Genomic DNA, 20841 nt, shown 5'->3' with positions numbered 1-20841 from the left:
GCGATGCCCGGTGCCAAGCCGAGGTTTCCTAAGGCCTTTCGGCCTTGGTGGGCTTGGCGGCACTGCCGCCAAGGCAGGGGGGGAGGGGCAAACGCCTTCCCGACACCCCCACTGCGCTATGCCTGCGCTCATGGGGCAACTCCCCCGAACGCCCTCAGAACGTCCCGCGCAGCCCCGCCACCGCGGTGCGCCCCGGGATCACGAACCCGTTCGCCGGTTCGAAGCGCGAATTGCCGAGGTTCCGGAACTCCACGAAGCCCGCGAGCTGTTCCAGGATCGGCACCGTCGCCGTCAGGTTCACCACCGTGCCGGCGTCGTTCTTGCCGGCGACGGGGATCGAGGTCCCGTCGTCGTTGTACCGGGCGAAGGCGCCTTCCGGCGATGCGCCGGTGTAGAGCACCTCCGGCACCACCACGATGCGCGCATTGGCCGGCCCGTCCCAGGGCAGCGGCGCGGCGAAGCGCATGGTCAGGCTGGCGACGTTGCGTGGCCGGCGCGGCAGGGGCTGGTCGGTGGTCCGGTCCTGCGCTTCCTGCACCGTCCAGGCCCCGGTCATCGAGAACCAGTCCGTCGGCCGCAGCGTCAGGGCGAATTCGCCGCCGCGGATGCGCGCGCTGTCCACGTTGATCAGCGTGGTGAAGGTCTGGTCGTAGTTGATGAGGTTGTTGATCCGGCTGTCGAAATACACCGCCGAGACGGTCATCCAGGACCCGATGTCGGTCTCGATCCCGGCTTCCCAGGCGAAGGCGTCCTCCGGCCGGAGGTTCGGGTTGCCCTGGAAGAAGCCGGTGATGACGCCGAAGCGCTGGAACAGCGACGGCGCCTTGAACGACGTGCCGGCCGCAGCCCGCAGGCGGGAGGAGATTTCCGGCAACGCCAGCACCGCGCCCAGGCGCCAGCTCGTGAAGCCATCGAAGCCTTGCGGCCCGTCGTAACGGACGCCGCCGGTCAGATCGAGCCGGTCGAACAAGCGCCCCTGGATCGAGGCATAGCCGGCGCCGGACCGTTGCGAAGCATCGACCGTGGTGCGGAAGAACTCGGACCCGCTGGCGCTGTCGGCGGTCTCCTTGTCCCACTGGCCGCCGAACAGCATGACCACGTCCGTCAGCACGCCGGCGTCGGGCAGGCGCAACGTGTTGTCCCATGACGCGGCCCGGCGATTGGCACGATAGAGGTCGTCGGCGCTGGAATACGGATTCCCCGGATCGGGGAAGTTCGTGTAGCGCCGCCGGTTGTGGGTGCCGGAGATGGTGACGCCCGTCGTCCAGGCCCCGCCGAACAGGTCGGTTGCCGTCCGCACGTAGCCGAACCAGGAATCGTCGTTGCCCGTGTAGTTCGGGTCGTCATTCGGCACGTCGTCCAGCCCGACCGTGTTCTGGCGGCCGCGGATCAGGCCCTCGACGCGGGTGCGGCCGAAGATCTCGCCCGGATTGGTCTCGCCCACCGTCAGGCCCAGCCGCGCGGTGACGATGGCCGACCGCAGCCCGTCGAGTTCGCCGCCATTCTGGTAGAAGCGCGGCGCCATGGCGTTGGACCCGCGGGTGGACAGGCCCTGGCCGGTGATCTGGTAGTCCACCATGCCGATGGTCCCGCCGATCCCGGCAAAGCCGCGCACGGTGGAATTCGACCCGCCGGCGGCCTCGAAATACGGCGCGGCGACACGGTCCGCCGGGGCGGAGCGGGTGATGAGGTTCACCACGCCGCCGATCGCCGCGGACCCGTACAGCGACGACACCGGCCCGCGCACCACCTCGATGCGCTCGATGTCGCCGAGCAATTCATTGCCGAAATTGAACGCGCCGTTGGGGTCGGAGGGGTCGTTCACCGGCACCCCATTCATCAGCACCAGGACCTGGCGCGCATTGGCCCCGCGCGCGAAGCCCGAGGCGATCTGGCCGAGCCCGCCCGACTGCACCAGCCGGAAGCCCGGCACGGTGGCCAGCGCATCGGCCAGGGTGACGTAGCCATTCTCCTGGATCATCTGCCGGTCGATGACGGTGACCGGGGCCGGTATCCGGTCCCGCGGGGTCGGGACGCGCGTTGCGGTCACGACCATGTCGGGCAGGGCGGTGGTGGTCTGCACCTCCTGGGCCATGGCGGGGGCCCAAAGGGGGCTGCATGGGGCAAGGGCGATCAAGGCGAGGATCCGGGATTTCATCCGGTGTCCCTCCGTTGCACGGTCCGCGTTCTGCCCCGGCGCCGCGAAGCGGCCGGGGCGGGCTTGCGTCGTGCTCGCATGACGGAGGTAGGCACCGGATACCGGTACAGACCTGGGTCCGTTGCGCCGGTGCTCCCCGCCCGGCACGCGCGAGACAACATCTGCGCCGGCCGGTCTCCTGGCTCGCGACGGGCGGGGGTCAGCCCGCTGTCCGGCCCCGCCTTCTCGCGCCCGAAGGGGGCGCAATGGCACATGGGGCCGTCTCCGTCGCCTACAGTTGCGGGGGCAGCTGCGGATTGGCGGTGGTCACCGCGTCGCGCATTCCCGTTTCAGCCCTTTCGGGCCACCGGCGCATGGGCGGACCCTAGTCCGGCCGCCCGCGTCGCGTCCATCCGTTACATGACGTAGCCGAGGGCTTCCATGCCGAACCAGGCGAGGGCGACCAGCACCCCTGTGGCGAAGAGGTTCCCCAGCAGGGTCAGCAGCATGCCGATGCCGACCACCTTGCTGTCATTCTCCACCACGCCGAGAGCCATGACGATGACGCCGAAGGCCGGTGGCCCGTTGGTACCAGGCCCGGGCAGGATCAGCATCACCGCGGCATAGGCGGTCAGCCAGCCCACCGCCTTGTCGGCGAGGGCACCCGTGAAGACGCCGGGGCGTGGCCGCACCCACCGTTCGATCTTCGCAATGGCCCGCGAGACGCGGGTGGTGGACCCCGGCGTCAGGCGCAGCAGGTCGGACCGCTTCAGCGACTGCCGGGCGATGAAGGCCGGCAATTTCGGCTTGTGGAACCCAAGGCCCATCTGGATGCCGAGGATCAGCATCGGCAAGCCGAAGACCGAGGCCATGCCCGGCAACAGGCCCGGCAGGCACAGCAGCAGGATCAGCAGGCCGAAGGCGCGGTCCCCGAAGGCCTCGCCCATCTCGCCCAGGGTGATGCGTTCACCGGGGCATTGCGTGGCGACCTCTGCCACCAGGCGGGTAATGGGTGCGGTGGCATGGGCCTCGGCGAAGGTCTCGGGCCCGCCGCAGTCCTTGGTATCAACCAGCACCACAGCCTGCCCGTCGTGAGATCCGTCCACGCTCGCGTTCCGCTCCAACTCTAGAGACGGCAACGGGCCGCCCGGCGGGCGCAGGCGTAGCACACCGGGTCGGGGCGGCGGAACTTTAGCGAGGATGTCTTTTCGGCAAGGCGACGTCGGCGCGGGCGGCACGCACGCCGCCCGCCCAAGCCTCATGCCCACGGGATCGTCACGCATCCGGGGGTTTCCCTCCGGAAGCGAGCCGCCCTAGCGGCCCTGGAAGGCGGGCTTGCGCTTCTCCATGAAGGCTCGCCGCCCCTCCTGGTAGTCCGCACTGTCGAAGCAGGCGGCCATGGCCGCGTTCAGCGCCGTCATGTCGCGATCCGCCCGGTCCTGCAGCACGGCCTGCACCGTGCGCTTGTTGGCATAGAGCGACAGCGGCGCATTGCGCGCCAGGGTCGCGGTAAGCGTGCCGATTTCCTCGGACAGGGCTGCCGCCGGCACCACCTTGTTGATCAGCCCGACGCGCTGGGCTTCCTCGGCGCCGAAGCGTTCACCGGTCATCAGGATCATGTGGGCATGGGCCGGCCCGACCAGGTCCACCAGGTGGCGCACCATGTCGAAGCCATAGGCGATGCCGAGCTTCGCCGCCGGGATGCCGAACTGGCTGCCCTCGGCGGCGATGCGGATGTCGCAGGACATGGCAATGCCGAGCCCGCCGCCCATGCAGAAGCCCCGGATCTCCGCGATCACCGGCTTGGGGAAGGTGGCGAGCTTCAATCGCCCGCTCGCCGTCTGCTTGCTGTATTCGCGCTGCGCATCGGCACTCGACCGCAGCTTGTCGAACTGGCTGATGTCGGCGCCGGACACGAAAGCCATGTCGCCCGCGCCCGTCAGCACGACGCAGCGGACCGTCTCGTCCTTCTCGAAGATGTCGAGCGCCTCGCCCATGCCGCCCCACATCGTCACCGACATGGCGTTGCGCTTTTCGGGCTGGTTGAAGGTGATGCGGCCGACGCCGTCCTTGATCCCGGCCAGGATCTTGCCCTCGGCGAATTCCAGAGTCTTGGATTCCATGGTCCTCAGCTCTCCATGATGACGCCGAGGCCCTTCAGCCGGGCGATGTCGTCTTCGGTGTAGCCGGTCTCCCGCAGGATCTCGGCCGAGTGTTCGCCGAGGCGCGGCGGCACGCGGCGCACCTCGCTCTCATGCCCCTCGATGTTGATGGCGGAAGAGACGAGATGCGTGTCCCCGCGCGTCGGATGCACGATCGGCATCGCCATGCGCAGATGTTGCACCTGCGGGTCGGCGAAGACCTCATCCACCTTGTTGATCGGCCCGCAGGGGATGCCGATGCGTTCCAGCAGGTCGATCCAGTATTCCGAGGGCTTTTCCTTGAACACCTCGGCGATCGCGGCGTTGACGGCGGCGCGGTCGTCGCTGCGGCCCTTCAGCGTTTTCCACTTCTCGACCTCGAGCCATTCGGGATGGCCGACCGCCTCGGCGAACTGGGCCCACATCTTGGCACTGGAGGCCGCGATGTTCACCGGCTTGTCCGCGGTGGGGAAGGCGCCCATCGGGATGTTCACCGGATGGTCGTTGCCCGCCTGGCCCGGCACTTCGCCATCCATCAGGTAGCGTGCGGCCTGCAGGTCGAGCATGAAGACCATGGCTTCGAGCAGCGAGGTGTGCACCCAGCGCCCCTTGCCCGTCTTCTGTCGTTCCCACAGCGCCACCATCACCGCGAGGGCGAGCAGGTTGCCCGCGGTGAGATCGACGAAGGGGATGCCCGCGCGCATCGGGCCGCGGCCCTTCTCGCCGGTGATGGTCATCATGCCGCCCATGCCCTGGGCGATCTGGTCGACGCCGGCGCGTTCGGAATAGGGCCCGGTCTGGCCGAAGCCGGAGATCGAGGCATAGACGAGGCGCGGATTGACTGCATGCACCTGCTCCGGAGCGATGCCGAGGCGATGCTTCACCCGAACGCGCATGTTCTCGACCAGCACATCGGCGGTCTTGGCCAGTTCGAAGAAGGCCTTCTTGCCCTCCTCGGTCTTCAGGTCGAGCGCGATGGACCGCTTGTTGCGGTGCAGGTTCTGGAAGTCGTAGCCCTCGCGCGATCCGCCGAGCCCGTCATTATGGGCGGGCGGTTCGATGCGGATCACTTCGGCGCCCCAATCCGCCAGGTGGCGGACGCAGGTGGGGCCGGCACGGGCCAGCGTCAGATCCAGAACGCGGATGCCCGCGAGCGGCAGCGTCGCCTCCTGGGCGAGCTTCGGGTCGATAGGGCTTTCCGGCATGGTTGTCCTCCTCGGCCGCGAGACTAGGGCGGGTGAGGGGGAGTGCCCAGGGGGGTATCGGACGGGCGGCTATCGGAGATCTTCGAAGATCTCCTCCTCATACTCGATCCGGGCGCGTTCGATGGCGCGGAAATCGCTGCGCAGCACAAGGCTCCGGACCCGGCCGTTCTCGACCACGGGAACGTGACGGAAGCCGCCGTCATGCATCAGGTGCAGCGCATCGATGGCGCGGTCCCGTGGGCCGAGGGATTCGACCATCGCGGTCATGACCTCGCCGATCGGCGTGGTCGCGGCATCGCGCGCCTCGGCCATGACGCGGCAGATCGCGTCGCGGCCGGTGAAGATGCCGAGGAGATGGCCTTCCTCGTCGGTCACCAGCGCCGCACTTGTTCCGCAGCCGCGCATGCGGGCACAGGCATCCTGCACGGTGGTGGTGGGAAGCAGGCAGACGACGTCGCGATGCGGCGCCACCTCGATCAGGGGGCGATCCTTCATGGGGGTGCTCCGGCGTGACCCAATTTCGTGCGGCACGGGCAACCGAGCGGGCCCGGCTTTCGCCGTGCCGAGTCTCAGTATATCCGCTCCGCCGCCTCCGCGGTGGTGGAATTCGTCGCCATCCTGCCTCGCGGGTGGCGCGATGCATCGCACGCATGGCAGTCTCGGCGCCTGTCCGGCACCAGGGAGGAACGCCATGGTCCGCATCATCGACCGCCGCGCCGTGCTGCTCGGCGGCACAACCCTCATGGCGGCGCCCGCGATCGCGCAATCGCGACCGATCGTCGTGGCCAGCAAGATCGACACGGAAGGCGGGCTGCTCGGCCAGATGATCGCGCTGCTGCTCGAGGCGAACGGCATGCGCGTCGAGAACCGCGTGCCGCTCGGCCCGACGCGCATCGTGCGGTCGGCGATCCTCGCCGGCGAGATCGACCTCTATCCCGAATACACCGGCAACGGCGCCTTCTTCTTCCAGATGGAATCCGATCCGGCCTGGAAGAATGCGCAGGCGGGCTACGAGAAGGTCCGCGAGCTCGACGCGCAGCGCAATGACATCGTCTGGCTGCAGCCAGCGCCGGCGAACAACACCTGGGCGATCGCGGTGCGCGCCGATCTCGCGCGGCAATTCAATCTCCGCACGCTTGAGGATATCGGCCCGCTCATCGCCGCGGGCCGGCCGTTCAAGCTCGCCGGCTCGGCCGAATTCGTGGAGAGCCCCGCAGCCCTGCCGGCCTTCCAACGCGCCTATGGCTTCACCCTGCCGCCCGATCGCCTGTTGGTCCTTCCGGGCGGCGACACGGCAGTGACGATCCGCGCCGCGGCGCAGCAGTTGAATGGCGTGAACGCCGCGATGGTCTATGGCACCGATGGCGGCATCGCCGCGCTCGACCTGGTGGTGCTGGAAGACACCAAGGGCGTGCAGCCGGTCTATGCGCCGGCACCGATCGTGCGTGGCGTCGTGCTGCGCGCCAATCCGAAGATCGCCGAGGTGCTGGCGCCAGCCTTCCGCACGCTCGACCTCACCACGCTGCAGAAGCTGAATGCGCGCATCGCCGTGGAAGGCCAGCCGGCGCGGGAGGTGGCGCGCGCGCATCTCGTCGCGGCGGGGCTGCTCCGCTGAAGGCGGGGCGGATCGAAGCGGCGCTGCTGATCCTCGCCCTCGCGGCACCGCTGCTGATCGGCTTCGCGGTGCTGGCGCCGAACCGCATCGTGCCGCCGCGCGGTATCGGTGTCGGCGATGTGCCGGTGTGGACCTTCCTGGCGCCGGCGGCGTTCGCCGCCATGGCCGCGGCCCTGTTGCCGGGGCGGGGTGCGGCCCTGGCCTATGGGCTTGCGCTATGCGGTCTGCTCGGCGGCCTCGGGGCAGCCGCGACGTTGCTGACCGGGGTGAACCCGGCGGGGCGCCTCGGCCCGGCCGCCGGATCCTGGGTCGCGATCGGCGCCCTTCTGCTGGCCATGCGGCTCGCCATGGGGCGCGCGGGCAGCGGCACGGCCGCGCGCGCGATCGCCGCTCTGCTTCTGGTCGCGGCGCTGTGGGCCATGCTGGTCCTTGGCCTGATCGACGATCTCGGCCTGGTCCGCGAGGCCGCTGCACGTGGTCCGGAACTGCGCGCCGCGCTGTCGGGTCATCTCGCGCTGGTCGCGGCGGCGCTGCTGCCTGCACTCGCGATCGGGGCGGCCCTCGGCGCACTGTCCTTCGCCGCACCGCGGGCCGCGCCGATGACGATGGGGATTCTGGCCGCCTTGCAGGTCATCCCGGCCATCGCGCTGTTCGCGCTGCTGATCGAACCGCTCGCCGCCCTGGGCCGCGCGATGCCACTGCTGCGGGAGGCTGGGCTGCGTGGCATCGGCGGCGCGCCCGCCGTGATCGGCGTGTTTCTCTATCTGCTGCTGCCGGTGGCCGCGGCGACGCGGGCGGCCCTCGGATCGGCGCCGGCCGCCGCGGTGGATGCGGCGCGCGGCCTCGGCTTCGCGCCGGCGCAGCTTCTGCTGCGGGTGCGGCTGCCGCTCGGTGCGCCGGTGTTCCTGGGCGGGTTGCGCACGGCCTCGGTGCAGGCGGTCGGGCTGGTGACGCTCGGCGCGCTGGTCGGGGCCGGGGGCTTCGGCGTGCTGATGTTCCAGGGCCTCGGGCAATTCGCGCCGGACCTGATCCTGCTCGGCGCGCTGCCGGTCGCGGCGCTGGCACTGGTGCTCGATGCCGCGCTGCGTGCGGTCGAGGATGGGCTGGTGCGCGCATGATCCGCTTCGAAGGGGTGCGCAAGACCTTCGGCGCGACGCGCGCGCTGGACGGGCTGGATCTGGAGGTCCCCGAAGGCGCCTTCGCCGTGCTGCTGGGCGGATCCGGAGCCGGAAAATCCACCGCGCTGCGCACCGTGAACCGCCTGATCGACCCTGATGCCGGCCGCGTGCTGCTGCGGGGCCGCGATGTGGCGCAGGAGGAAGCTCCCACGCTGCGCCGCCGCATCGGCTACGTGATCCAGGGTATCGGCCTGTTCCCGCACTGGACGGTCGCGCGCAACATCGGCGCCGTGCCTCGCCTGCTCGGCTGGGAAGACCGGCGCATCGCCGCGCGGGTGGATGAGCTGCTCGCCCTCTTGCGGCTCGATCCCAGCGCCTATCGCGACCGCATGCCGGCGCAGCTTTCCGGCGGCCAGGCGCAGCGTATCGGCGTCGCGCGAGCGCTCGCCGCCGGTCCCGACATCCTGCTGATGGACGAGCCCTTCGGCGCGCTCGACGCCATCACCCGCCAGGCGATGCAGCAGGAAATGGCCCGCCTGCATGCCGCGACCGGCAAGACCATCCTGCTGGTGACGCATGACGTCGATGAGGCGTTCAGCCTCGCCACGCAGCTCTGCGTCATGGCCGAGGGCCGTCTGCTCCAGGCCGGCACGCCGCGCGAGTTGCTCGATGCGCCGGCCGATCCGCGTGTGCGGGACCTGTTGGATGGCGGCGCGATCGGCATGCGGCGGCTCGCCCTGGTCTCCGCCGCCGATCTGGCGGCACCGTCCGCCGAGGCGCCCGCGACACTGCCCCGCATCCCCGCCGGCGCGACGGGGCGGGAGGCGCTGGAAGCCATGCTCGCCGCGCGCACGGAAGCGGCCGTGCTGGTCGGCTCCGACGGCGCGGATGCCGGCCTGGTCGCGCTCAAGGACCTGCTACGGGCATGAGGTGGGGCGCTTTGCTGCCCGTGCTGCTGTTCGCGGCCGGTCTGCTGGCGCTGCCGCTGCTCGGTCCCGGCTTCGCCGCGCTGTTCCCGGATGTCGCGGAACCCCTGTATCGGCGGGAGGCTTTCGGCACGCTGGCGTTGGCCCATGCGGGGCTCGTCCTGGCGTCGCTGCTGCCAGCCGCGGCGATCGGCATCGGCCTCGGCATCGCCGCCACGCGCCCCGGCGCGCGGGAGGTCCGTGCCGTCGCCGACGCGCTGGTCGGCTTCGCCCAGGCGGTGCCGCCCGTCGCGGTCATCACCATCGCCGTGCCGGTGCTCGGCTTCGGGGCTGCCCCGGCGCTGCTGGCGCTGGTCTGCTACGCGACGCTGCCCGTGCTGCGCGGGACGACCGGCGCGCTCGCCACCGTGCCGCCGGAGGTGCTGGACGCCGCGCGCGGCGCGGGCATGACGCCGCGCCAGATCCTGTGGCAGGTCGAATTGCCGCTCGCCGCGACGCCAATCCTCGTCGGGCTGCGCGTCGCCGCGGTGCTCGCCGTGGCCACGGCGGCGGTGGGCGCGGTGGCGGGGGCGACCTGCCTCGGCACGCCGATCATCGCCGGGCTGGTCAACGGCAACCCCGCCTGGGTCCTCCAGGGCGCGCTGCTGACCGGGCTGATGGCGTTCGCGGTGGATGGGCTGCTCGGCGCGCTGGCGCCGGTCAGCGCATCACCTCCATGAAGCCGCTTTCGTCATCCATCCGCGCCTGTTCCCTGGCCCGGAAATCATAGCGCGAGACGATGCCCACTACCTGTCCGTGATCGACGATGGGCACATGGCGGAAGCCGCAATCGTTGAGCAGCAGCAGCGCATCCATCGCCGTGGCCTTGCGGCCGAGCGTCGTGGGATTGCGCGTCATCACGGCGGAGACGGCCGTCGCCTTGGCGTCAAGGCCCTCGGCCAGCAGCCGCACGGCATCCCGCCCGGTGAAGATGCCCTGGAGCTGGCGATCCGCATTGGCGATGAGCACCGCGCCGACGTGGCGGCGATACATGGCTGCGCAGGCTTCGGACACCGTCGCCGTCGGGGCGAGGATCAGCGGATCCTGGTCGCGAACGATCTCGCCCAGGGTGCGTTGAGGCATTTTCGCGTTCCTCCGACTTTGCAGGCTCCCATAGCTGCCCCCGGCGGGGCAACCCTTGAGGCAGCGCAATCGGGGAGGGCCGGTTCGGCGGGCTGCACAGGGCGGCTGGTCCGCCCGCTGTTCATCTGCCGAACCGCCGCGACCCCCCCAACATCGGGCGGCGGGGCACACGAAGGCGCGGTCAGGCCCGGTAGAGATCCCGGACGAACATCTCGCGAAGCCTCATCGAGTGGTCGTCGCGCTGCCGACGCAGCCCCAGCGTCCCGGGCGCCGCGGCGCCCGGCAGGCCGAGCATGTCGAAGGTCGCGGCCATGGCTCCCGTGGTATCGGCCTCGACCTCCTCGTAGATCAGACGGATGGGCGTGATTCCGGCCATCGCGAAGACATCGTCCCACATCCGGTCGTGCAACTCGATCTCATGCAGCGATTCGAGGATGCCGCGGAAATCGTATGGAAGCTCCGGCTCTTCCTCCTCCTCGAAGACATGCCAGCGTCCGGAACTCTTCGCCCGCCAGAAGGAAATGGCCTGGTCGAACTTGTCGGCGCGGCGCACCTGGATCCAGTGTGCCGGCGCGAACAGCGCGGCGAGCTCCGCGATGTCGCCGCGCTCATGCCCGGTGGCCTCCGCCAGCCGGGCGAAATGCGGCCACATGAGCTTGGCGGCGAAACGACCCTCTGCGGCCTCGGCGAAGATGCCACGCAGGAATGCGGCGAACTCCTCGCCTGGGGGCTGGAGCGTGTACCGCCAGGCCTCGGCGAACCGTTCGAGGTTCAGCCCGCGCAGCCCGGCCTGGCTGAGCAGGGAGGAGACGAAGGTGCTGCCGGAGCGGAAGGTGCTGGTGATCAGCACGCTGCGCTCGATGCCCTGCGCCGCCAATTCCCGCCGCCAGATCGCGCTGGCGGCCACCCGGCGCGCGGCCAGGGCCTCTGCGGCTTCGGCGGGCCGCGGCTGGACCATTTTCGTGCTCGGTGCGGCGCGGTGCTGCACGACCAGCAGCTTGCCGCGGCCATCGTTGTTCGGCGCGAGCAGGAAGCGCCGGACCGGGTTGAGGTGGGCGCAGATCGCGTCGGCGAACGCCTCGCTCACCACGTCGTCGAAGACGAGCACAGCCTCATCGGCGACGAGTTCGGCGAGCCGCGGCATGGTGCGCGCTGCCTCGGCCTTCCCATGCACCGCGTCGCAGAAGATGAAGGCGTAGCGGCGTCCGATCGGGAGTTCCAGCAGGTCGCCGCGCAGGATGCCGTTGACCTGTCCGAGCAGCCCGTTACGCCGCAGATTGTCGATGAGCACGGCGAGGGAGCCGCCTGGATGGAACACCGAAGCGGGGATCATCGGCGGGTCGAAGGGCATGGGCAGGCCGAAGCGCTGCTTCCACTCCTCGGCTGAGGCAGGCCCGAAATCCACCACGTCGAAGATCGGCGCGGGAGACCGGCCGCCATCACGCAGCCCGGCCGCGATGGCGCTGGTGGACCGCCCGATCCAGGGCCCGATCTCCAGCGCCGGCCCGGCGCTGCGCCGCGCGAGCGTGTAGAGGATGCGCAACTCAAGCGGCGACATCCAGCCGTCGGGATAGCGATAGGGCAGTTGTGGCAGCGCATCGAGGCGATCGAGCGCCAGCCCCTTCTCGTTCCAGGGGTTCGCCAGGGCGGAAGCCTCGATCATGTCCATGTCAGCGTACCGCGAGGAGGTTGCAGTAGGATCGCGCGGTGAAATCGGCCGCGGTCAAGGGTTTGCCCGATGCCGGGTCGGTGCCGGCCTCCGCATCGAAGAGCCTGTAGCCCGCCGCTTCCAGCAGCCTGGGCGTTTCCATGGGATCGAACCCGGCCTCGCGCAGTTGCGGGACCGACCATTCCAGCACCAGCTTCAGGCCGTCGCGCGCCAGCGTCTCAGCCCCGCCGCGCAGGACGGCGGGTTCGAAGCCCTCGACATCGATCTTGATCAGGTCGATGCGCGGTTCCTGCCGCAGCAGATCGTCGAGCCGCGTCACGCTGACCCTGTGCGCGCGCAGTTCGCGGCCCTCGGCCTCCAGCGGTGCGAGCGTGCCATTCGCGAAACGCCCGTCGGGAATGGTCAGCATCATCTCCCCCGGCGTCTCGGCCACGGCCACGGGCTCGACGCGCACCGGCGCGCCCGACCAGTTGATGCCGATATTGGTGCGCAGCAGGTCGAGCAGTTCGGGGTTGGGCTCGATCGCGATGATGCGCCCGCCGCCGGAGCGCCCCATGCGTGCGGCGAGAAGGCAGGTGAAGTAGCCGAAATTCGCCCCGACATCCACGAACACGCCGCCCTGCGGGCAGAGCCGCGGCAGCAAGGCCGAGAGTTGCGCTTCCCATTGTCGGTACACGACGAGCTGCGGGGTCATGACCATGTCATGCGTCGGCACCATGTACTTCACGCCATGGATGGTCTGCACCAGCAGGGCGTCGGGTCCCATCGGGACCGCGAAGGGGCCGACGAGTTGTCGGATCTCGCGCAGCACGCGCTCCATCCCGGCCAGGCGCTGCTCCAGCGCCGCCAGCCGCGCCGCGATGGGATCGGGCGAGAGCGCGTCCATCAGCCGCCACCCGGCCCGATGCGCAGATGCAGGTCGAAGGAGGCCACCGGCCGTTCCGCGACATAGGCCCCGAGTGCCGCGCTCGCCGCATCGGCGGCCGCGCGCGCTGCCGCCTCCGCCGCGGTCAATGCCGTCATCGCCGCCGCAAGCGCCTCCTCCGTCTCCCGCAGCCGCCGCGCATCCGGACCCGGCGGCCGCGGCGAGGCCGCGCCGCGACGACCCTGCGTCGCCGCGCGGATCGCGGCATCCACATCCTCCGGCAATGCCCCGCGCACCAGCAGCAGATGGGCCAGCAATTCGTCCCAGGACCCGACCAGCGCGACGAGCCGCTCCGCGCTCGGCTGCGGCCCCTCGAAGATGTCCAGCGCCTCGCGCACGGCCTCGGCGTCGAAGGGTGCGGCCATCACGCGGCCTGCCCGATGCGGCGCTTCGCGACCGCGGCGCGATAGGCCGCCTCCACGACGTCCAACATGCGCGGCATGTCGTATTTCTCCTCGAAACTTCGCCGCGCACCGGCGGCGAGCCTTTCGCAGCCCTCGCGGTCGCGCGCCAGGCCGAGCAGCGCCACGGCGATGCCCTCCGCGGCGCCCGGCCCGTCCGGCACCAGCCGGCCATCGATCCCGTCGGAGACGACCTCGGCCAATCCTCCGGCGGCGACGGCGACGACCGGCCGCCCCGCGGCCATCGCCTCGATCGCGACGAGGCCGAAGGATTCGTAGCGGCTCGGCGCCAGTACCACATCGGCCTCCCGATACGCCTGTTCCAGATCCGTGCGCGGCAGCACGCCCAGGAAGCGGACACGCGGGTCGTCCTGCAGCGCCGATGTGCCGGTGGCCTCCATCACGGCCCGCGCTTCCTCGTCGATCTCTCCGCCGGCGAAGCGGAACTCGACTGTGGCCTCCTCGCGCAGCACGGCGGCCGCGGCGGCGAGGGCGAGGTCGAACCCCTTGCGCGGCTCGTAGCGCCCGACGAAGAGGATGCGGAAACCCGGCCGCCGCCGCGGCGCCGGCGCATCGGCCAGCAGATCCGCCGTGCCATGCGGGGCGAGGGCGATGCGGTCCCGCGTCAGGCGGATGCCATAGGTGTCCTCGATATCCGCGACGATCGCGCGCGAATTGGCGAGCAGCGTCGGCGCGGCGAGCAGCGCCCGGCGCTCGGCTGCGATCATCCGGCGGACCATGAAATGGTCGTAGAGCGGCCGGGCCAGCCATTCCGGCTTGTGCGGCCGCGCCAGCGCATAGGTCGTGTGCAGCGACATCACCACCGCGATGTCGGGATCATCGAGGCAGGCCAACCCTTCGAGATCCCAGATGGGGAAGGAGAGGAGGTCGAGGCCGAAGGCCTTGATCGCCTGCACCTCCCGCCAGACGCGGCGGGTCCAGGCGGCGATGTTGGGCGGCAGGTCGTGGGCGAGCATCATCGCCTCGGCGCCATGCGCCTCCGGCAGTACGGCATGGATCCACAGGCCGTCGGTGAAGCGCAGCGTTTCCGCCGTTTCCGCCCTGGTGACCACATGCACCTGATGGCCGCGCGCGGCGAGGCCTGTCGCCAGCGACTCGGTCCAGCGCGCGATGCCGGCCTCGGCCCGGGGTGGCCAGCCCTGGCTCACCAGGCAAATGCAGAGGCGATCGGCGAGGCGCTCCGCGGCGCGGAAGGGTTCGGCCTCCGCTTCCTCGACGAGGTCGCCGCCAGGGGCGGCACCCCGCTGCCGCGCCCGATCTTCGCCCTCTGCGATGCCATTCTCCAGGTCCTGGTCGAGCGAGGCGCGATGCTCGGGCAGGATGAGCTGTTCCGTCTGGTGCCAGAGGTTCGAGGCCAGCAGCTCGCCGCGGTATTCGTCGAGCGCCTCGGCAGCGCGGGTGACGCTGGCCGGCGCCCCATGTCGCATCACGAAATAGGCCTTGCTGACCGCGGACGGGTAGATGGTGCGCGCGATCCGCCGCTCGTCGCGGATGTGGCTCGGGGCGAATTGGTGGAAGACCAGCGCAGTCGGTTCATAGACCACGCGATGCCCAGCATCGACCAGGCGCAGGCAGACATCCGTCTCGTCCAGCAGATAGGAGAAGCTGTGGTCGAAGCCGCCGATGGCGCGCAGCGCGGCGCGGCGGAAGGTAGAATTGGTGCCGAGCAGGCTCGGGTACAGCGGCGAGCCAGGGCGGTTCAGCGGCCGTTCGTCGAAGAAGTCCGAGACGTGGAAGGCCCGGCCGAAGCGGTCGCAGAGCGTCTTGCGCGCCTGGAAGATGCGACCGGTATTGTCGATGGTGAAGCCGCCGACCGCGGCCACCGCCGGGTCGTCATAGTGTCGCAGCAGCCGCGACAGCCAGTCAGGATGCGGCACCGCGTCGTCGTCGAGGAAGGCCACGACATCTCCCGCCGCCGCCGCGATGCCGATGTTGCGCGACACTGACAGGTTGCGCTCCGCGCAGTCGCGCCGCTTGATCCGCCCCGCCCAGCGGTCGAGCACCGCCTTCGTGCCGTCCAGCGAGGGGCCGTTGACCACGACGATTTCCAGCGGTGCGTACCGAAGCGCGGTAATGCCGCGCAGCGCGTCCTCGAGCACCGAGGCGCGGTCACAGGTGTTGACGACGACGGAGACGCTGAGCGGCGGCACGGGTCAGTCGGCCTCGGCGAGCAGGGCCATCAGGCGATGGTTGGCGAGGGGAAAGGCCGGGCGCGCCAGCAGGGCGAGGACGACGTCGCGCCGCCGCGGACAGGCAATCAGCAGGTCCAGCACATCGACGCTGTTCGCCGGTTCCCCACCGTTCAGCAGCAATGCGAAGAGCCGCGTCACATCGCGCGCCGTGGGCGGCTCGTCGATCGGGTCGACCCCCTGCGGCTGCGGGGCGGGCAGGTTGGGCGCCGCACCGCGCAGGCCGGCGACGGCGGTGATGTGCCGGTGCAGATCCTCGGCCTGTCCGCCCAGGGCGAGGGCGGAGCGATAGACGAGCTCCGCATCGACCAGCCTCCCCTGTTCCTTCAGGCAATGCCCATACTGGGTCATGTAGCCGTGATGGAGCGGGTAGAGGCCGAGGCAGCGCCAGTACAGGAATTCCCCGCGCGCGAAGTCCCTGCCATCGCGCGCCGCATCGGCTGCCAGGACAAGCTCCCGGAACTCGGGATCATGGCTGGCGGCGCGGATGCTCGCGGTCACCGCCTCGGCACGGGTGGCCGCCAGCGTGGGCAGCGCGCGCAGGATGCGCAGGGCGGAGGCGACCTTGCCGGCCGCGAGCCATACCGCGGCTCGGGCCAGGCCGGCCATGACGGGCGTCGCGGTGGCGGGGGCTTCGGCGCGGTGGTCGGTCGCGGGGAAGGCCTCCGCCTCGTCCAGCGCGTTCCGTTCCGTCAACTCGGATGCATGATCCGTCATGTCCCGCATCATGCATCAAATTGATTGATGAACTCCTTACGAGAGATCGTAATAGTTAATTTACGGATGGTCATTCCGGCTGGAAATTCGCGGCGCGCAGCAGCGCGGCGTTGCGCGCCACATCCTCGGCGATGAACCGCTCGAGTTCATCCACCCCCTGCGTCACCGGCTCGAAACCAAGGCCGTTCAGCCGTTCGACCACTGCCGCTTCACGCATGCCCTCGGCCAGCGCCGCGTTCATCCGGTCCACCAGCTCCCGCGGCGTGGCGCGCGCGGCCCAGACGCCATACCAGGAATAGAACTCGAAGCCAGGCAGGCCGGCCTCGGCCACCGTGGGCAGCTCCGGCGCGAGCGGCGAGCGTTCGGCCGTCGCGATGCCGACGCCGCGGATCTGCCCGCCGCGGATGAGCTGGATGGTCGACAGCACCGGGTCGAACATGAGCTGCACATTGCCCGCGGCGATGTCGCTGAGCGCCGGCGAGGTGCCCCGGTAGCCGACGATCTCGATGGCCGACCCCGTCATGCGGTTGAATTCCAGCGCAGCGAGATGCCCCGCGGAGCCGAGCGAGGAGGTGGCGAAGGACCATTTGTCCGGGTCGCGCTTCGCCGCCGCCACGATCTCGGGAATGGTGGCCTGCGGCAGCCGCGGGTTGTTCACCAGGATCAGCGGCCCACGCGCGGTGCGCGCCACGGCGATGAAGTCGGTCACCGGATCATAGGGCGCGTTCTTCATGACATAGCGCGCCATCGGATGGATCGAGGCCGAGGCCAGGATGGTGTAGCCATCCGCCGGCGCCTGCAGCACCGCCTGGCTGCCGATCGCGCCATTCGCCCCGGCGCGGTTCTCGACGACGACCGTCGCGCCGAGCTTTTCCTGCAGCTTCTGCGCGGCGAGCCGCGCCATGGCATCGGTTGCCCCGCCAGGGGTATAGGGCACCACCATCCGGATCGGCCGGTTCGGCCATGTCCCCTGCGCCAGGCCGGGCCGTGCCAGAACGAGGCCGGCACCACCGGCGATCAGAACTCTCCGTCGCATCGCGAAGTCTCCTGTCTGCTGCGGCCAGCTTGCCCGTCGCGACAGGTGCGGCCTACGGGGAAGCATGCAAGATGCGGGCATGGAGAAGGTCGATCTCGCTTTGTGTCTCGCCGTGGATGCCTCTTCCTCGGTCGACTATGACGAGTTCGCCCTCATGCTTGGGGGGTATGCCGCCGCCTTCCGGGACGACTCGGTGGCCGCCGCCATCACCGCCGGATCGCGCCGGGCCATCGCTGTCGTGATGCTGTTGTGGTCGGGCCGTGGCGCCCAGGCCGTGGCGGTGCCTTGGACGCGGATCGATGGCGCCGAAGCCGCCGCCGTCTTCGCCGGGGAGGTGGAGAATTCCCCCCGGCTGGTACCCGGCGGCGCGACGGCGCTGGGGGAGGGGATGGCCGCCGGCCTTGCCCTGCTCGCCGCCTGCCCGGCGGAAGCGAGGCGGCTGACGATGGATGTCTCGGGCGATGGCCGACACAATCAGGGTCGGCCGCCGGGGCCGGTGCGCGACATCGGCGTCGCCGCCGGCGTGACCATCAACGCCCTCGCCGTGCTCAACGAGGAACCGGACCTGCTGGACCACTACCAGGCCGAGGTGATCGGCGGCCCCGGCGCCTTCGCCATGCACACACCGGATTACGCCGCCTTCGCGGAGGCGATCCTGCGCAAGCTGCTGCGGGAGATTCGCGGCGGGGCAATGGTGGCGTGAGCGTCGTTACCTCGCCTTCCAGTCCTCGACGATCGCGGGGTGAGGCTTGCCGGCGTCACGAAGCATCTTCGCAAGCTTGTTGAACAGGTGGGGATGGCCGCGCTTGCTCGTCGCGGTGTCAATCACCGTGGACAGGCCCTGGCCCGGCAGGCTGAGGTGAATGTGGCCAGTCTCGGCATTGAACCACAAGCCGATCCGCGCATAAGCGGTCTTCGTGCCGTCTTCGGTCATCGTCGCCTGCCGCCGATTGCGCGGCTATCACAACAGGGCCGACGCGGCGCCGCAAGGCCGCCCTTGCCAACCGCGCCTGCCCATGGCTTATCTCCGCTCAGCATCAAGAGTTGGGCCCGGCGCCCAACGCCAACCTGCCTTCCCGGGCAAGGTGGCGCCTCCGCGAGGGGGGATGTGGCCGCTCCGGCAACCAAACGGGATGCGCTGCCGCATTGGGTCCGGTTCCTGCTCCGACGGAGAAGACCCCATGCTGGACGTGACGCCTGCCCCTGATCTCCATCTCCTGCTCGCCCCGGGCGACCAGGCGGAATTCGTGGCCCTCTGTCGCTGGACCACGCGGACCGGGCGGGCCGAGACCTCCTGGCTCTACGTGGTCCTGCACCGTCGGCACGGGGATTGGACCCATGCCTATCGCGTCGTCCCGGACCGCCGGCCGGGGCATCTCGCCATCTATCTGGAACGCGCCGAGCCGGGCGATCGGCGCGGCGCCCTGCGCGCCTGGCTGCGCGATCACGCGACCTTGGTCGACGACCGCCGCTGAGCCGGGTTGCGCCACCCCCGCGCGGGGGGCAGAACCACAGCTTCCCAACGCAGCGGCGATGCCATGCTTCTCCTCATTCCCGGTCCGGTACAGACGCGTCCCGAGGTCAAGGCCGCCATGGCCCAGGACATCGCACCCTGGGATCGTGACTTCCAGAAGGTCTATGCCCGGGTGCGGGAGCGCATCGTCGCCGTCGCCGGCGGACGCCTCGGCGAGCACGCGACCCTGCCGATCCAGGGTGCCGGCCACTTCGTCTCAGAAGCCGCGCTGCGCACCTTCGTGGCCCCCGGGGCCAAGGTGCTGATCCCGATGAACGGCGCCTATGCCCAACGCATGGCACGCCTGGCCCGGGAAGCCGGGCGCGAGGTGGTCGCGCTGCCGCTGCCCGACACGCAAGGGGCGACCGCCGCCGACATCCTGCCGGCGCTGGATGCCGATCCCTCGATTGGCACTGTCGCCATGGTGTTCAACGAGACCGGGTCCGGCATCGTGAACGATGCGCCCGGCATCGGCGCCGCGCTGCGTGCGCGGGGCACGCGGCTGATCCTCGACGCCGTCTCGGCCTTTGGCGTGCTGCCCTTTCCGCTGGCCGAGCATCCGGAATGCGATGCGCTGGTCTTCACCTCGGGCAAGTGCCTGGAAGGCATGCCGGGGATGGGCTTTGCCGTCTGCCGCATCGACCGGGCCGAGGCCTGCGCCGGCAATGCCGGGTCCTGGTCCTTCGATCTGTCGGACGTGCTGGCCCATGCGCGGCGTTCGGGCTGGGGGTCGATCCGCTTCACCCCGCCGGTCCAGGCGATCGCGGCCTTCGACGTGGCGCTCGACCTCTATGACGCCGAGGGCGGTCAGGCGGCCCGTCGCGCGCGATACCAGGCGAATACCGACATCCTCTACGACGGGACCGTCGCCCTCGGCCTGAGGCCGTATCTGGCGCGCGAGCAGCAGGGCCCGGTGATCGTCACCATCCACCAGCCCGCCGATCCGCGCTTCGACCTGATGACCTTCGTCGAGGCGCTGAAGCGCCACGGCGTGCTGATCAGCAATTTCTACAACACCGCCGCGCCGACCATGCGCATCGGGGCGATCGGGGCGATCACGCCGGACGACATGCGCTGCGCGGTCGCGGCGATCGGCGCGGCGCTGCGGGAGGTGCTGCCCAGGGCGGCCTGAACGCGGCGCCAGAGCAGGACTTTTCGAACGGTCTCCTGACTACCTGTGAGTTCCGTTGAAGAGTTGGAGGGGCAGAGCCCCTCCGGCATTCCCCTCCGGAATCATCCGGGCAAATGGTCTTTCAGAAGCGGTAGCGAAGACCCGCCCCGAAGACGAAGGGATCGACGTCGGCCGTGGCGTGGATGCGCCGGGACCCGGCCTGCACCGTGACGTCGGGGGTCATGTAGATCCATTTCACGTCGAAGTTCAGCAGCCAATGTGGCGACAGCTCGATGTCGAGCCCGCCATTGAGCGCGAAGCCAAGCGCGTTCTGCACATCGACCTTGGTCACCGGGCGGGAATAGCTGCCGCCCTCCCCGTAGAATACCGTGTAGTTCACGCCGACGCCGAGATAGGGGCTGAAGCGCGAGGTCAGCAGCGGATGGTACTGCACGGTCAGGGTGGGCGGCAGTGACCAGACATGGCCCAGATCCAGCGTGCCGAGCCGGCTGTCCGAGATCTGCAAGTCATGCCGCGCGGTCGCCGCGATCAGGTTGACCGAGAAGTTCGGCGTCATGAAATAGGTGAAGTCGATCTGGCCGGTCACCGCATTGGACGCTTCCGGCGTGCCGCCGATGCCGTTCACGCTGCCGCCATTCACCGGCACGATGCCGATGACGCTGAGGCCGATCATGACATCGCCCGTCTCGTTGCCGCGGATTCCGTTCTGTGCGGCGGCGGGGCGCGCCGCCAGCAGGCCAAGCGCCACCGCGCCCGCGAGCAGGCTGGACATACGGATCATGGTCGACTTCCCCCTCGGTCCACTCCAAGGGGCATCTACGATGCCGGGCATTGCGACGCCTTTGTCGCAACCCCACCATTTTAGTAACGCGTGCCGCCTGGGCCACATTGCTCAAGGCGATCCGGAACGACGGACGGCGGGCCACGCGGCCAGGAGCCCTCTTGCCGGGGCCTGTGCCGCGCGCGCCCGCCGT

21 protein-coding genes and 2 riboswitches are annotated in these 20841 nt (G+C 70.1%); of the genes, 7 read left to right on the top strand and 14 right to left on the bottom strand.

What is annotated here, in order from left to right; translation table 11 throughout:
• Positions 1-154 precede the first annotated feature (154 nt).
• The 5 genes from KPL78_RS12045 to KPL78_RS12025 all read right to left on the bottom strand — a co-directional run bounded on the left by KPL78_RS12045 (position 155) and on the right by KPL78_RS12025 (position 5978).
• Positions 155-2095, bottom strand: a complete 1941-nt coding sequence (locus KPL78_RS12045; protein WP_219763213.1) for a TonB-dependent receptor plug domain-containing protein — start codon at positions 2093-2095, stop codon at positions 155-157.
• Positions 2096-2309: 214 nt separating this feature from the next.
• A riboswitch (cobalamin riboswitch) is annotated at positions 2310-2524 on the bottom strand.
• Between the two features lie 29 nt (positions 2525-2553).
• The gene (locus KPL78_RS12040) at positions 2554-3243 is read right to left on the bottom strand and encodes an exopolysaccharide biosynthesis protein (protein WP_369412740.1); all 690 of its coding nucleotides are present in this window, start codon (positions 3241-3243) and stop codon (positions 2554-2556) included.
• Positions 3244-3450: 207 nt separating this feature from the next.
• The gene (locus KPL78_RS12035) at positions 3451-4260 is read right to left on the bottom strand and encodes an enoyl-CoA hydratase (protein ID WP_219763212.1); all 810 of its coding nucleotides are present in this window, start codon (positions 4258-4260) and stop codon (positions 3451-3453) included.
• A 5-nt stretch (positions 4261-4265) separates the two neighbouring features.
• A complete protein-coding gene (locus tag KPL78_RS12030; RefSeq protein WP_219763211.1) occupies positions 4266-5483 on the bottom strand; it encodes a CaiB/BaiF CoA transferase family protein in 1218 nt (405 codons plus the stop codon).
• A 69-nt stretch (positions 5484-5552) separates the two neighbouring features.
• The gene (locus KPL78_RS12025) at positions 5553-5978 is read right to left on the bottom strand and encodes a CBS domain-containing protein (RefSeq protein WP_219763210.1); all 426 of its coding nucleotides are present in this window, start codon (positions 5976-5978) and stop codon (positions 5553-5555) included.
• Positions 5979-6174: 196 nt separating this feature from the next.
• Here KPL78_RS12025 and osmF point away from each other — a divergent pair, with 196 nt between their 5' ends.
• From osmF to KPL78_RS12005, 4 genes are read left to right on the top strand one after another with little or no spacing between them, the layout of a single operon-like run.
• Positions 6175-7098: a glycine betaine ABC transporter substrate-binding protein OsmF gene (gene osmF, locus KPL78_RS12020; RefSeq protein ID WP_219763209.1), complete on the top strand. Its 924-nt coding sequence runs from the start codon at positions 6175-6177 to the stop codon at positions 7096-7098.
• Complete coding sequence (locus tag KPL78_RS12015) at positions 7095-8216, top strand: ABC transporter permease (RefSeq protein WP_490384262.1); 1122 nt, start codon at positions 7095-7097, stop codon at positions 8214-8216. Before osmF ends, KPL78_RS12015 begins: the two co-directional genes overlap by 4 nt.
• On the top strand, positions 8213-9145 hold the full coding sequence (locus tag KPL78_RS12010; protein ID WP_219763207.1) for an ABC transporter ATP-binding protein: 933 nt from the start codon (positions 8213-8215) through the stop codon (positions 9143-9145). The genes KPL78_RS12015 and KPL78_RS12010 overlap by 4 nt, the downstream gene beginning before the upstream one ends.
• Complete coding sequence (locus tag KPL78_RS12005) at positions 9142-9861, top strand: ABC transporter permease (protein ID WP_219763206.1); 720 nt, start codon at positions 9142-9144, stop codon at positions 9859-9861. The genes KPL78_RS12010 and KPL78_RS12005 overlap by 4 nt, the downstream gene beginning before the upstream one ends.
• Here the strand turns inward: KPL78_RS12005 and KPL78_RS12000 are convergent.
• The 7 genes from KPL78_RS12000 to KPL78_RS11970 form a co-directional block, all read right to left on the bottom strand.
• Positions 9842-10264: a CBS domain-containing protein gene (locus KPL78_RS12000; protein WP_219763205.1), complete on the bottom strand. Its 423-nt coding sequence runs from the start codon at positions 10262-10264 to the stop codon at positions 9842-9844. The genes KPL78_RS12005 and KPL78_RS12000 overlap by 20 nt on opposite strands.
• A gap of 181 nt (positions 10265-10445) precedes the next feature.
• Complete coding sequence (locus tag KPL78_RS11995; protein WP_219763204.1) at positions 10446-11933, bottom strand: Stf0 family sulfotransferase; 1488 nt, start codon at positions 11931-11933, stop codon at positions 10446-10448.
• A gap of 1 nt (position 11934) precedes the next feature.
• Entirely contained in the window at positions 11935-12819 is an 885-nt protein-coding gene (locus KPL78_RS11990; protein ID WP_219763203.1) for an FkbM family methyltransferase, read from the bottom strand.
• Positions 12819-13223: a hypothetical protein gene (locus KPL78_RS11985; RefSeq protein ID WP_219763202.1), complete on the bottom strand. Its 405-nt coding sequence runs from the start codon at positions 13221-13223 to the stop codon at positions 12819-12821. The genes KPL78_RS11990 and KPL78_RS11985 overlap by 1 nt, the downstream gene beginning before the upstream one ends.
• Complete coding sequence (locus tag KPL78_RS11980; protein ID WP_219763201.1) at positions 13223-15430, bottom strand: glycosyltransferase; 2208 nt, start codon at positions 15428-15430, stop codon at positions 13223-13225. Before KPL78_RS11980 ends, KPL78_RS11985 begins: the two co-directional genes overlap by 1 nt.
• A gap of 3 nt (positions 15431-15433) precedes the next feature.
• Complete coding sequence (locus KPL78_RS11975; protein WP_219763200.1) at positions 15434-16186, bottom strand: tetratricopeptide repeat protein; 753 nt, start codon at positions 16184-16186, stop codon at positions 15434-15436.
• A gap of 70 nt (positions 16187-16256) precedes the next feature.
• The gene (locus KPL78_RS11970; RefSeq protein ID WP_219763199.1) at positions 16257-17222 is read right to left on the bottom strand and encodes a Bug family tripartite tricarboxylate transporter substrate binding protein; all 966 of its coding nucleotides are present in this window, start codon (positions 17220-17222) and stop codon (positions 16257-16259) included.
• Positions 17223-17301: 79 nt separating this feature from the next.
• Here KPL78_RS11970 and KPL78_RS11965 point away from each other — a divergent pair, with 79 nt between their 5' ends.
• The gene (locus KPL78_RS11965) at positions 17302-17925 is read left to right on the top strand and encodes a DUF1194 domain-containing protein (RefSeq protein ID WP_219763198.1); all 624 of its coding nucleotides are present in this window, start codon (positions 17302-17304) and stop codon (positions 17923-17925) included.
• Between the two features lie 6 nt (positions 17926-17931).
• Here the strand turns inward: KPL78_RS11965 and KPL78_RS11960 are convergent, their stop codons facing one another.
• Positions 17932-18156, bottom strand: coding sequence for a hypothetical protein (locus KPL78_RS11960; RefSeq protein ID WP_219763197.1), 225 nt, complete (start codon positions 18154-18156; stop codon positions 17932-17934).
• A 95-nt stretch (positions 18157-18251) separates the two neighbouring features.
• Positions 18252-18360: riboswitch (SAM-I-IV-variant riboswitch) on the top strand.
• A gap of 43 nt (positions 18361-18403) precedes the next feature.
• On the opposite strand from KPL78_RS11960, the gene KPL78_RS11955 reads away from it, so the two are divergent.
• A complete protein-coding gene (locus KPL78_RS11955; protein ID WP_219763196.1) occupies positions 18404-18697 on the top strand; it encodes a hypothetical protein in 294 nt (97 codons plus the stop codon).
• Between the two features lie 63 nt (positions 18698-18760).
• Positions 18761-19867, top strand: coding sequence for a 2-aminoethylphosphonate--pyruvate transaminase (locus KPL78_RS11950; protein ID WP_219763195.1), 1107 nt, complete (start codon positions 18761-18763; stop codon positions 19865-19867).
• Positions 19868-19988: 121 nt separating this feature from the next.
• Here KPL78_RS11950 and KPL78_RS11945 read toward each other — a convergent pair whose 3' ends face one another.
• A complete protein-coding gene (locus KPL78_RS11945) occupies positions 19989-20648 on the bottom strand; it encodes an OmpW/AlkL family protein (protein ID WP_219763194.1) in 660 nt (219 codons plus the stop codon).
• Positions 20649-20841: the final 193 nt, after the last annotated feature.

This window comes from Roseomonas alba (assembly GCF_019430885.1).
GTDB classification, from domain to species: domain Bacteria; phylum Pseudomonadota; class Alphaproteobacteria; order Acetobacterales; family Acetobacteraceae; genus Neoroseomonas; species Neoroseomonas alba.
This window is presented reverse-complemented; position numbering and strand designations above follow the sequence as displayed.